This is a genomic window from Streptosporangium oxazolinicum (genome assembly GCF_039537505.1).
Taxonomy (GTDB): domain Bacteria; phylum Actinomycetota; class Actinomycetes; order Streptosporangiales; family Streptosporangiaceae; genus Streptosporangium; species Streptosporangium oxazolinicum.
On the sequence record NZ_BAABAQ010000001.1, the window covers coordinates 1,131,716 to 1,143,561 of the forward strand.

General features: G+C 71.4%; 10 protein-coding genes. 3 read left to right on the plus strand and 7 right to left on the minus strand.

All coding sequences use genetic code 11. The features are described from left to right. Positions 1-19: 19 nt before the first annotated feature. The 4 genes from ABD817_RS05350 to ABD817_RS05365 form a co-directional block, all read right to left on the minus strand. Positions 20-1,543 (minus strand): protein kinase family protein, encoded by a 1,524-nt coding sequence (locus ABD817_RS05350; protein ID WP_344915530.1) that lies wholly within the window; start codon positions 1,541-1,543, stop codon positions 20-22. 195 nt (positions 1,544-1,738) lie between these two features. Continuing rightward, positions 1,739-3,406, minus strand: a complete 1,668-nt coding sequence (gene murJ / locus ABD817_RS05355) for a murein biosynthesis integral membrane protein MurJ (RefSeq protein ID WP_344915619.1) — start codon at positions 3,404-3,406, stop codon at positions 1,739-1,741. Further along, positions 3,403-5,523 carry a DUF6049 family protein gene (locus ABD817_RS05360; RefSeq protein ID WP_344915532.1) on the minus strand — a complete coding sequence of 707 codons (2,121 nt, stop codon included), beginning with the start codon at positions 5,521-5,523 and terminating at the stop codon, positions 3,403-3,405. Before ABD817_RS05360 ends, murJ begins: the two co-directional genes overlap by 4 nt. A 46-nt stretch (positions 5,524-5,569) precedes the next feature. Continuing rightward, on the minus strand, positions 5,570-6,091 hold the full coding sequence (locus ABD817_RS05365) for an aminoacyl-tRNA deacylase (RefSeq protein WP_344915534.1): 522 nt from the start codon (positions 6,089-6,091) through the stop codon (positions 5,570-5,572). Between the two features lie 159 nt (positions 6,092-6,250). Here ABD817_RS05365 and ABD817_RS05370 point away from each other — a divergent pair, with 159 nt between their 5' ends. Next, positions 6,251-7,654, plus strand: coding sequence for a CCA tRNA nucleotidyltransferase (locus ABD817_RS05370; RefSeq protein WP_344915620.1), 1,404 nt, complete (start codon positions 6,251-6,253; stop codon positions 7,652-7,654). 101 nt (positions 7,655-7,755) lie between these two features. Further along, on the plus strand, positions 7,756-8,970 hold the full coding sequence (locus ABD817_RS05375) for an adenosylmethionine--8-amino-7-oxononanoate transaminase (protein ID WP_344915621.1): 1,215 nt from the start codon (positions 7,756-7,758) through the stop codon (positions 8,968-8,970). A gap of 3 nt (positions 8,971-8,973) precedes the next feature. On the opposite strand, the gene ABD817_RS05380 is transcribed toward ABD817_RS05375, so the two are convergent. Then, positions 8,974-10,266: an MFS transporter gene (locus ABD817_RS05380; protein ID WP_344915536.1), complete on the minus strand. Its 1,293-nt coding sequence runs from the start codon at positions 10,264-10,266 to the stop codon at positions 8,974-8,976. Positions 10,267-10,401: 135 nt separating this feature from the next. On the opposite strand from ABD817_RS05380, the gene idi reads away from it, so the two are divergent. Continuing rightward, entirely contained in the window at positions 10,402-10,983 is a 582-nt protein-coding gene (gene idi, locus ABD817_RS05385) for an isopentenyl-diphosphate Delta-isomerase (RefSeq protein WP_344915538.1), read from the plus strand. An 87-nt stretch (positions 10,984-11,070) separates the two neighbouring features. On the opposite strand, the gene ABD817_RS05390 is transcribed toward idi, so the two are convergent. Further along, the gene (locus ABD817_RS05390) at positions 11,071-11,394 is read right to left on the minus strand and encodes a hypothetical protein (protein ID WP_344915540.1); all 324 of its coding nucleotides are present in this window, start codon (positions 11,392-11,394) and stop codon (positions 11,071-11,073) included. Between the two features lie 150 nt (positions 11,395-11,544). Then, positions 11,545-11,846, minus strand: a 302-nt coding sequence (locus tag ABD817_RS05395) for a hypothetical protein (RefSeq protein WP_344915542.1), incomplete at its 5' end; no start/stop codon positions are given.

Below are 11,846 nucleotides of genomic sequence, written 5' to 3' on the forward strand. Positions count from 1 at the left end.
AGATCAAATCGGAGCGGTGTCACTTGGTCGCGAGGACCTTCATCTCCAGCACCTGCCCGCGGTAGTTCCCCTGGTAGGTGGGCATCTTGGTGAACCAGACGAGCACGTAGCGGCCCTTCTTCGGGGCCTCCGCGGTGAACGTCTTCTTGCCGGAGACTCCGTTGATCTTCTGCAGCACGGACATGTCGTCGAGCCGCGGGGAGTCGCCGACCCTGAGTTCCACGGTGCCTCCCGAGGTGCCGCCGAACTCGACCGTCACCTGCTTGACCGGGACGCTCTCCCCCAGGTCCAGCAGGAGGCCCACCCCCGTCTTGAGCCGGCCGAAGTCGGCGGAGTCGTACGACTCGGAGTGCCAGTCGGTGGACTCCTTGCCGTCCGTCGCGTATTGGGCCAGCTCGCCGCGCTCCTCGTTGTCGCCCAGCGGGTCGAAACCGGTGACCGAGGAGGGCTTCACCTCCCGGGTCTTGACGGCCGCGGTCGGCGTGGGCGTGGTGCTCTCCTCGCCGGGCGTCGGGGTGCCGGCGTTGCCGATGCTGCGGCCGAGGGTCCAGGCGCCCAGGCCGACGGCCACCATCACCAGCAGCACGACGACGGTCATGGCGACCTTGTTGACCATGCCGCCCCCCTGCTGGGGCATCTGGCGGTGCTGGGTGTGCTGAGTGTGCTGGGGAGGGGGCGTGTGGCGCTGGGGCGCTACGGTGTCGATGCCCTCGGAGCGCGAGGCCGCCACCGGCAGCGCCGTCATGGGCATCGGCGTCGGCATCGGCAGGGGACTGGGCCGTGACACCGAGGCCAGGGCCTCGGCGACCTCGGCGGGCGTGGTCAGCGGGTCGAGCCCGCGCCGGGTCTCCGGCAGCATCGCCCGGCAGACGATGGTGTCCAGGTAGCCGGGAACGCCCGCGGTGACCTGGCGTGGCGTGCAGAAGTGCCCGTCGCCCATGGGCGCGACGGGCAGGCCGCCGCTGTCCTGCTCGTCCCCCGGCCAGTGGCCGGTCAGCCCGGCGTACAGCAGGCGGCCGAGGCCCTCGGCGTCCTCGCGGGCGGGGTCGTCGCTCGTCACGTCGCCCAGGACGGCGTCGACGCCCAGGCCGAGCAGCTTGACCGTGCTGCCCGCCGTCCACACCAGGTGCTCGGGGGTGAGGCAGAGGTGGGCGAGGTTCGCCTCGTGCGCGTGGGCCAGTGCCTCCGCGGCCTCGGCGACCATCGCGGCGGCCCGCTCGGGGTCGAGCGGCCCGCCCGCGATCATGTCGCCGAAGGACTCGCCGCTCACCCACTCGCTGACGACGTAGGAGTGGCCGTCGTCCTCGGTCGCGTCGAAGACCTGGGTGAGGCGGGGGTCGGTCAGCCGGCTGGCCACCCTCGCCGCCGTGACGACCTCGTTCAGGCGGGGGAAGTCGGGGTCGAAGGTGTGGACGGCGACGGGCCTGGCGAGCACCTCGTCGATGGCCTTCCACAGGGTGGCCCCGCCCGACTCGTGGACACGGTCTTCGAGCCGGAAGCGCTCGGCCAGTTTGGTGCCGGGCTCGACGGCGGGGGAACTCACGAGGACCCCGTACCTGAGAACACGACAGCACCATGCCCGGTCAGCCCATCACGACACATCACACGATGCTGGGTGGATACGCCCACGCCCTCCTGCTTCCATTAGCCGCATGTCACCACACGCGTCGCACCATGGTAGTCCCGCACCGGTTCCGCCCGTGTTCGTCTTGTCAGACGTTTGAGACAAGTCTTTGGGTTACCGGCCTACCCGTCCTGCCACCATTCCAACGATCGAACTCACCTCGGGGATGCGCGTCCGGTGGGCGATCGCCAAGTAAAGAACCATACCGAGTCCGCCGCCCGCCGCCAGCATGATGGCGGCGCTCAGCGCGTCCAGCCCGGTGAGCTCCTGGGTGAGCCACAGCACGCCGAGCGCGAACGCCGCCGCCGGGAGCGCGGCCAGGTACATCCGGGACAGCCCGGCGGCCACCCTGCGCCCCGCCAGGCCCCCCACACGGCGCGCGGCCAGGATCCAGGCGACCGCGGCGCCGACCACGTACGCGACGGTGAACGCGGAGGCCAGGCCCATCACGATGTAGCGGGGGGGCAGCGTGTGGTAGGCCACGAGGCTGAGCGTGGCGTTCACCGCCACGTTGCCGGCGGCGAGGAACACCGGGGTGCGGGTGTCGCCGAAGGAGTAGAAGACGCGCAGCAGCAGCTGGAAGATCGAGAAAGGGACCAGCGCCAGCCCGAAGACCTGCAGCACGTTGCCGATGTAGACCGCCGAGTCGACGGTCATGTTGCCCCACGAGAAGATCAGCACGGTCACCGCGGGGCCCAGCACCATCAGCAGCAGCCCGGCGGGCACCAGCAGCACCGACACCAGCCGCACCCCCGAGGAGAACTCCTCCCTGACCGTGTCGAGCTGCCCGTCGGCCACCCCCCGGCTCATCCTGGGCAGCATCGCGGTGATCACCGAGACCGCGATGATCCCGTAGGGGAGCTGGAAGAACTGGTAGGCGTAGGAGTAGGCGGCGTTTCCCGCGCCGGGGGCCCGCTCGCCCGCGCCGGTCGCCAGGTTGGTGGTGATCAGGAAACCGAGCTGGCTGATGCCGACGTAGGCGAACGTCCAGACCCCGGTCCTGCCCATCTCGCCGAGCCCGGCGTTGCGCAGGTCGAACCGGGGCCGGAAGCGGAAGCCGACGCGGTGCAGCGAGATGACCAGGACCACGCACTGCACCACGATGCCCGCGGTGGTGCCGAGCCCGAGCAGCGCCAGGTCGGCGTCGGTGATCGTGGCGACGTCCGTGCCCGCGCCGCCCAGCTTCACGTAGTAGGTGACCGCGACGCCGATCATCACGATGTTGTTCAGCACGGGCGCCCACATCGGCGCGGCGAACCTGTCGCGGGTGTTGAGGATCGCACCCGCGATCGCGCCGACCCCGAAGAAGGCGATCTGCGGCAGGATGAACTGGGCCAGCCTGACCGCCACCTCGGTCTGCCTGGGATCCCAGCCGGTGCTGTAGAGGCTGATCAGCGGTTCGGCCAGTGCGACCGCGAGCACGGCCATCAGCGTCAGCGTGACGACCCCGAGAGTCATCAGGCGCTGCTCGTAGGCCCGGCCGCCGTCGGCGTCGGACCTCTGCCGCTTGACGATCATCGGCACCACGACGCTGCTCAGGATCCCGCCGATGAGCAGGTCGAACAGGATGAGCGGGATCGTGTAGGCCACGCTGTAGGCCTCGCCCAGAGCGAAGGTCCCGATCGCCGCCGCGAGCACCGCCGTCCGGACGAAACCGGTGACGCGGGAGACCATCGTCCCCGCCGCCATGATCGCGCTCGCCCGCAGGACCCTGCTCATGCGCTTTCCTTCGCTAGGTGTCTCATAACGCCCGCTAGGTGTCTCATCACGCCGGTCGCTCAGGACTCGGTGGCGGCGGGTTCGCGGTCGCGCGCCACCGGGGGAGCCGCCGCGGGGCGGCGGCCTCCCCTGCGGCGCAGGACGCGCAGGACGACGGCGGCCAGCATCACCACGAGGGCGGCCCCCACGATCACCAGGGCGACCCCGGTGTAGCCGGTGGTCCGCACGGTCAGCTCGACCGGCTTGCCGTACTTGCGGCCGTCGTCGGTGGTGAGCTGGACCGTCACGGTCGTCTGGCCGCTGGCCGTGGAGGTCATCGGGATCCGGATGGTCTGGTTCTGGCCGGCGAGGATCTCCAGCTTGTCCTCGTACGGCTCGATCCTGAGCAGATCGGGCTGGTCGGAGGTGACCTTGAGCCGGACCGCGATCCGGCTGGCCTCGCCGCTCAGCTCGTTGCGCACGCTGATCGGCACGTCGCCGTTGCTTCCGGCCAGGGTGCGCAGCCGCGACTGCTCGCTGCCGGTGATGTTGACCATGGCGATCCGGCCGTCGATCGCCTCGGCGACCTGCTGGACGTACGGCGCCGCGCCGCCGGTCCTGCCCCGCCACGCAGAGGAGGTCAGGCGCAGCAGCGCCAGGTCGAAGACGTCGAGGTCCTGGGCGGTGGTGATCGCGGCGGTCAGGTCGGCGCGGGCGCCGACCTTCTTGACGCCCGTCAGGTACTGCTTGGCGAGCTCCGGCTTCCGGTCCTGGTCGGTGTAGGTCAGGCCGGCCCGGGGGACCGGGACGCCCTTGCCGCGCTTGATCGCGTCGAGCGTGACGGGTGCCAGCCAGGGCAGGGTGGCGGCCGTCTCGACCAGGTCGGTGACGTACCCGGGATCGGGGTCCCAGCGGCGGTGCGGGACGGCGATCACCGTTCTGGCGGTGGTGACCGGCTCGGAGCTGATCATCGCGGTCTCCGCGATGAACCGCTGGCGGTTCATCAGCGCCGCGCCGGGGGCGGAGGTGTCGGCGCCGACGGTCTCGCTCAGCACCGCGTCGGCGACCAGGGCGGTGAGCGGGCCGTTCACGCTCTCCAGGGTCGCCGAGGCGTCGGGGGTGGTGACCGGGGGCGTCACCGGCGGCAGGTTCAGCACGTTCAGCAGCACGGTGTCGACGCCGCCGGTGGCCAGCAGGTCCAGCCCGTCGTAGTCGATCAGGCCGCCCACCGGCCAGTTCACCTTGGTGATCACGTCGCGGCCGAGGGTCTCCCTGGCGATGATCGCCGCGGCGGCGATCCCGGTCCCGGTGGCGTCGTCGACGCCGTTGTGGGCGAGGGCCGCCACGTCGGGGTCGCCGTACGGGGTGGCCACCACCGGGTGGTCGGCGACGGCCTCGCGGAAGTCGCTCAGCCACTGGGCGGCCTGGGGGGTCGCGGGGCGCTGCTGGGTGCGGTCCTTGACCCTGACCGTGTGCGGCTCGCCCATGGCCCGCGCGTCGTCGAGCAGCGCGGGGTCGACCACCCAGGTGAGGCCCTTGGCGGACGAGGTGTCCTGAGCGATCTTGAGCAGGTCGCCCAGGCGCTTGCCGGGGGCCATGGCGGCGGGCAGGCCCTCGTCGGCGAAGGTGGTGTCGCCGGACCGGCGCGGCTGGTCGACGATGGGCAGCACCGTGGCGAGCCGGGTGCGGACCACCTTGGTCTCCCTGGGCATGTAGGTCACCATGGTTCGCAGGCTGCCGACCTGCTGCCCGAAGGCGTCGCGCACCTCGACCATGACCGGGTAGACGCCGAAGCCGGAGAACTTCAGCTCCTGCGGCGTGAAGGAGAACGCCCACGGCAGCTTGCCCGAGGCCGCGATCGGCGCCTGGACGAAACTCTCGCAGCACCACGAGTTCGGGACGGTCTGTCCCGCCTGGTAGGCCTCCAGGTCGGCGCGCCTGGCGAAGGGCTGGGGCGAGTAGTACATCCGGATGCGCAGCCCGTTCAGGGGCTCGGTGCCCGAGTTGACCAGGGAACCGGACAGCTTGATCTCGGTGGTCGGGTCGCGGGGGGCGTCGGGGCCGATCGCCTCCAGCACGACCTGGAGGCCCGCCCGGCTCACCGAGGCCGTCCGGGCGTTCGCCGTACCCGGAACGACCACGGCCGCGGGTACGAGCAGCGTGGTGGCGAGCAGGGCGAGCAGCGCGGCTTTGTGGATCACGTGCCGGCCAGGGGTCGAGTACGGCGCACGCCGGTAATGCTATGGCCTAACCGGCGAGGGGAAAGGTCGCCGGTTCCCCTCGGGAGCCCTGCCGGGTCAGGTTGACGATCTTTCCTGATACCAGTGTGAGCAGATGGTCGGCACGGATCAGGAGTGCCATCCGGCGCTCTCCGGTGGGCACGTAAACGGGTGTGGCGGTGCGGGTGAGCCGCTCGTCCACCAGCACGGTGAGCGTGGCGGGCAGCAGCAGCGGGCAGACCAGGCCCGAGGCGTAGTCGGTGGCGGAGTTGACGGTGAAGGCCGGGGCGGGCCTGACCCGCCGGGCCGCCAGGATGCCGCCGATCACGCCGGGGCGGGGCGGGGATCCGACGGAGGCGACGACCGCCACGGGCTCGCGGCCGATTCGCGTCGTGACCTCGAAGACCGTGACTCCCACGCAGATCTCGGGACTCGCCGACAGCACCTCGGGGAGCTCGTCCGAGCATGTCATCGCGCGCGGAAGGCGTACGATCTCATGATGGACCTGGTGTGCGAGGAGCCAGCGGTGGATCGCGAGCGCATCCTTCATGTGTGTGCTCCTTGCCTCGACGCACAGTCCCCGAGGTTCCCTGACCGACCGTAACCTGGTGATCGCTTCAGGTGTATCCCCGCAGGGGAACATGTTCCGTAACCGAAGGACCTACCCGGCTTGTCCCTTTCAAATCTGACCCAGAGCCAGCGCCACGGCATGAGCGAGCTGTTCCGGAAGATCGCACCCGTGGCGGACGAGCTCGGCGAGCTTTTCGCCGCCAGAGGTTACCGGATCGCCCTCGTCGGCGGCTCCGTACGCGACGTCTTCCTGGGCAGGATCGGCAACGATCTCGACCTGACCACGGACGCGAGGCCCGAGACGGTCCTGGAGCTCGTCCGCGACTGGGCCGACTCCATCTGGACGATCGGCATCGACTTCGGCACCGTCGGCGTCCGCAAGGGCGGGTGGCTGCTGGAGATCACCACCTACCGCAGCGAGTCGTACGACCCCAAGTCGCGCAAGCCCGACGTGGCCTACGGCGACACGCTGGAGGGCGACCTGGCCCGGCGCGACTTCGCGGTCAACGCGATGGCGCTGCGGCTGCCGTCCCGCGAGTTCGTCGACCCGCACGGCGGCCTCGACGACCTGCACGCGAAGGTGCTGCGCACCCCCGGCCCCCCCGAGCGCTCCTTCGGCGACGACCCGCTGCGGATGCTCCGCGCCGCCAGGTTCGCCAGCCAGCTCGGCTTCGTCGTCGATCCGGCGGCGTTCGCCGCGATGGGCGCGATGGCCGACAGGATCGACATCGTCTCCGCCGAGCGCATCCGCGACGAGCTGGACAAGCTCATCGGCGGCGACCACCCCCGCGCGGGCCTGCGGCTCCTCGTCGACTCCGGGCTCGCCGACCACGTGCTGCCCGAGGTGCCCAAGCTCCGTCTGGAGATCGACGAGCACCACCGGCACAAGGACGTCTACGAGCACTCGCTGATCGTGCTGGAGCAGGCGATCGACCTGGAGGAGAACGGCCCCGACCGGATCCTGCGCTGGGCCGCGCTCCTGCACGACGTGGGCAAGCCGAAGACCCGCCGCCACGAGCCCGGCGGCCGGGTCTCCTTCCACCACCACGAGGTGGTGGGCGCCCAGCTCGCCAGGAAGCGCATGGCGGAGCTGAAGTTCCCCAAGGACGTGGTGGCCGACGTCTCCCGCCTGGTGGAGCTGCACCTGCGCTTCCACGGGTACGGCACGGGCGAGTGGACCGACTCGGCCGTACGCCGCTACGTCCGCGACGCCGGGCACCTGCTGGAGCGCCTGCACAAGCTGACCCGCGCCGACTGCACCACCCGCAACCGGCGCAAGGCCCAGGCCCTGTCGCAGACCTACGACCAGCTGGAGGAGCGCATCTCCCGGCTGGCCGAGGAGGAGGAGCTCGGCAAGATCCGCCCCGAGCTCGACGGCAACGAGATCCAGGAGCTCCTCGGCGTCCCGCCGGGCCCCCTGGTGGGCCGCGCCTACAAATTCCTGCTGGAGATGCGCCTCGACCGGGGTGTCCTCGGCAAGGAGGCCGCCGCGGACGCCCTCCGCGAGTGGGCGCGGGCGAACGCGACGGGCTCGGGGGTTTGAACGGCCTCGGCGGCCTTGATGTCGACGGGCCCGGTGGCCTCGGAGGTCCCAGCGGCCCCGGAGGTCGCGGAGGTCCCGGCGGTCGCGGTGAGGCGGCCGAGATCGCCCTGCTCGACCGTGAGCACGTGTGGCACCCCTACGCGGCCACGCCCCAGCCGGTGGCGCCGCACGTGGTCTCTCGCGCGGACGGGGTGCGGCTGACGCTCGCCGACGGGCGCGAGCTGGTCGACGGCATGTCGTCCTGGTGGGCGGCCATCCACGGCTACAACCACCCCCGGCTCAACCGGGCGCTGACGGACCAGCTGGAGGACATGGCGCACGTCATGTTCGGCGGGCTCACCCACGAGCCCGCCGTACGGCTGGCCGCCACGCTCGCCGCGATGACCGGGCTGCCGAAGGTGTTCCTCGCCGACTCGGGGTCGGTCGCCGTCGAGGTCGCGATCAAGATGGCGTTCCAGTTCACCGGCAGGGGACGGCTGCTCACGGTGCGGGGCGGCTACCACGGCGACACCTTCGGGGCGATGTCGGTCTGCGACCCGGTCAACGGCATGCACCACCTGTTCTCCGGCGTGCTGCCCGAACACGTGTTCGCCGACCGTCCGCCGCGCGAGTACGACGAGGGCTACGCGGCCCGGCTGGCGGACCTGGTCGCCCGGCACGCCCACGAGCTGGCCGCGATCATCGTGGAGCCGGTCGTCCAGGGGGCGGGCGGCATGCGCTTCTACCACCCGGCCTACCTGCGGCTGCTCCGCGAGCTGGCCGACGAGCACGGCGTCCTGCTGATCGCCGACGAGATCGCCACCGGGTTCGGCAGGACCGGGGAGCTGTTCGGCTGCGACCACGCCGGGATCAGGCCCGACATCATGTGCCTGGGCAAGGCTTTGACCGGCGGCTACCTGTCGATGGCCGCGACGCTGTGCACCGAGCGGGTGGCCGGGGGCGTCGGCGTGCTGATGCACGGGCCGACCTTCATGGGCAACCCGCTCGCCGCGGCCGTCGCGAACGCCTCCCTGGAGCTCCTGCGGGAGCGCCCGTGGCGCGAGGAGGTCAAACGGATCGAGGCCGGTCTCCTCGCGGGCCTGGCCGGGGCCTCGGGGGCGCCGGGGGTGCGGGACGTGCGGGTCCTCGGCGCGATCGGGGTGATCGAGGCCCGCGAGCCCGTCGACGTCCCCGCCGTCCAGGACCTCGTCACGCGGCACGGCGTCTGGCTCCGCCCGTTCGGACGGCTGATCTACACGATGCCGCCCTACGCGATCGGCGACGGCGACCTGGAGAGGGTCACGACGGCGATGACGGCGGCTGCGCGATCACTGTGAGGGTCACGACGACGGCAGCGGCTCGATCACCCGGGCCGGTGTGACGACCCGGTAGATCACCGCGCCCGCGACGTACCCGGCGGCGATGACCACCAGCACGAGCAGCGACCTGCCGTTCGGCGGGAGCAGCGCCGCCGCCAGGGCCGCGGCCAGCACGTAGCTGCCGTTGAAGAGCATGTCGTAGATGGAGAAGGCCCGGCCGAGGTAGGCGTCCTGGAGGTCGCGCTGGACGGCGGTGTCGGCGCAGATCTTGATGCTCTGCCCGGCGATGCCGAGGACGAAGCCCGCGGCGGCGAACCCCCACTGCTGGAACGGCGCGCAGAGCGCCAGCGTCAGCACCCCGGCGGTGACCAGCATGGCCGGGACCCACCGCTCGATGCCGAAGCGCTCGGTGGCCCACGGCGTGACCAGGATGGCCAGGAAGTAGCCGACCCCCGAGGTGGCGACCACGACGGAGACCGCGTTCAGCGCGTCCTCGCCGCTCTCGGCGAAGTAGTAGCGCGACAGCAGCACGAGCATCGCCGTGCACATGCCGTACATGAACCGGTGGGTGGCCATCGCCCCCATCGCCGCCGCGGCGGCCCGGTGCCGGACGAGGTGCCGCGCGCCGTCGACCAGGCCGGTCAGCACGTGGCGTACGGCCTCGCGGGCCTGCGGCCGGTCGGGGTCCTCGGCGGGGCCGAGCAGCCGCCTGCCCATGGTCACCGCGATGAGCGCGCTGAGCCCGAAGACGAGACCGGAGACGACCAGCAGCACCGCCGTACCCGAGTGGCCGGAGCCGAAGAGCGCCCGCAGCAGGTAACCGGCGCCCACGCCCACGAAGGTGAGCACGGTGCCCGAGGTCGGGGTGACCGCGTTGGCCACCATCAGCCGGTCGGCCGGTACGACGTGCGGGAGCGAGGCCCCGAGCGCGGCCAGGAAGAACCGGTTCACCCCGAGCACGCCGAGCGCGGCGCCGTAGAAGATCGCGTCGGGGGCGTCCGCGGCGACGAGCGCCGCCGCCACGAGCAGCAGCGCCCCGCGGACCAGCGGCGCGACGACCAGGATCTGCCGCCTCGACCAGCGGTCGATGAACACCCCGACGAAGGGGCCCAGGATCGAGTACGGCAGCAGCAGCACGGCGAGCCCGGCGGCGATCTCCACCGCGCTCGTGCTCTTCTCCGGGCTGAAGAACGCGAACCCGACCACGGCGAACTGGAAGATCCCGTCGGAGAACTGCGAGACCAGGCGGGTCGCGTACAGCCTCCGGAAGTCCCGACCTTCCAGGACCACGCGTAGATCGGAGATGAATGACACGCGCTCAGCCTATGTGCGGCCACCCCTGACGGGCATCGGGAACCTCCCTGATTGTGTCATCGGGCATTTACTACCTTTGCCTACGTATCACGTAGGGGGCGCGGTAAACCGACATGATCACGTACCCTCGGTCGAGTGACACCTGATGAACACGTTGTGCTCGTCGACACCGAGGGAAACGCGATCGGCACGGCGGCCAAGGCCACGGTGCACGGTCCCGACACTCCCCTCCACCTGGCTTTCTCCAGTTACGTGTTCGACGAGCAGGGGCGGGTCCTCCTCTCCCGCCGCGCACTGCACAAGATCACCTGGCCGGGGGTGTGGACCAACAGCTGCTGTGGCCACCCCCTGCCCGGCGAGCCGCTCCCCGAGGCGGTGACCCGCAGGCTCTCCCACGAGCTCGGCCTCGCGGCCGGACAGGTCGATCTCCTCCTGCCCCGCTTCTCCTACCGCGCGGTCATGGACAACGGCATCGTCGAACGGGAGCTGTGCCCGGTCTACCGGGTGCTCGTGACCGAGGAGGCCGTGCCCAACCCCGACGAGGTCGACGACGTGCGCTGGATGCCGTGGAAGGAGTTCACCGACGGGGTGCTCGGCGACCGTCTGGCGATCTCCCCGTGGTGCCGCGAGCAGGTCCCCCAGCTGGCCGAGCTCGGCGCCGACCCGCTCGCCTGGCGGGCCGCCGACCCCGCCGACCTGCCGCCCGCCGCCCGCTGACACGGCCGCCCGTCCCGGCGGTGTGAGGGTCTCTCACACCGTCGGCCGTTCCACGGCCCGGTGCCTTTCCGCGTGTCCGGATGTCGGCTACCGGGCCTGCCCGGTCAGCAGCCGGAGCCATGTCTCGCGGGCCTCGCGGTGCGTCCACCGCCCGGCGAAGGCGTGCTCTGCCGGTCTGCCCTGGATCACCTTGTGGATCATGTAGGTGCCGCCGCAGGCGATCAGCTCGAAGTAGACCGCCCGGCAGGCGCACGTGTGCTCCAGCACGCGGTACGGTCCCGGCGGCGACGCCTCCCAGTCGAGCGCCCGGCGGCCCGAGGCGGCGCGTACGGGGTGCGGGCTGATGCCGGGGCAGGTCCATTCACCTCGGGTGTCCAGATCACTGCCCGGGGCGTCGGGGGTTGCCGGCATCCGGCGCTCCTCTCCGGGGATGTCCCTGGGGACGCGGGGAGCCTGGCGACGACTCCCGGCTCCCCGTCTCGGTCCCCGCTCGCGTACCACCGCATGCGGGGAGGGTGAGCGCGACGGCATGGGAGGCCACTCGCCGTGCCGTCGCGCCGCTCATGGGGCCGTGGTCGGTTCGGTGTAGTGCTCGCCGAGTCGCCGGGCGATCCGACGTGCGACCTGCGGCACGTCGTCGGCCCGAGCGGACTCGGCGGGCTCCTCCATGTAGACGGCTCCCCACGCGAAGAACTCGCCTTCGCGGTCGGCCCACACGGTCAGGTCGGCGCTGATCACGAGGCGCGGTTCGCCCTCGTCGTAGGAGATCGCCGGGTAGATCCGGTGGTCGTGCAAAACCGTGCGCAGGTGCCGCAGGGCGGTGATGGCGCCGGGCCGCCAGGTGGCCGCGCCGAGCCGGTCGC

Bases quoted from the DNA above. Each gene is read 5' to 3' on its own strand.
- ABD817_RS05365 (WP_344915534.1), bottom strand. From the start codon at position 6,091: ATGAAGGATGCGCTCGCGATCCACCGCTGGCTCCTCGCACACCAGGTC.
- ABD817_RS05370 (WP_344915620.1), top strand. From the start codon at position 6,251: ATGAGCGAGCTGTTCCGGAAGATCGCACCCGTGGCGGACGAGCTCGGC.
- ABD817_RS05390 (WP_344915540.1), bottom strand. From the start codon at position 11,394: ATGCCGGCAACCCCCGACGCCCCGGGCAGTGATCTGGACACCCGAGGT.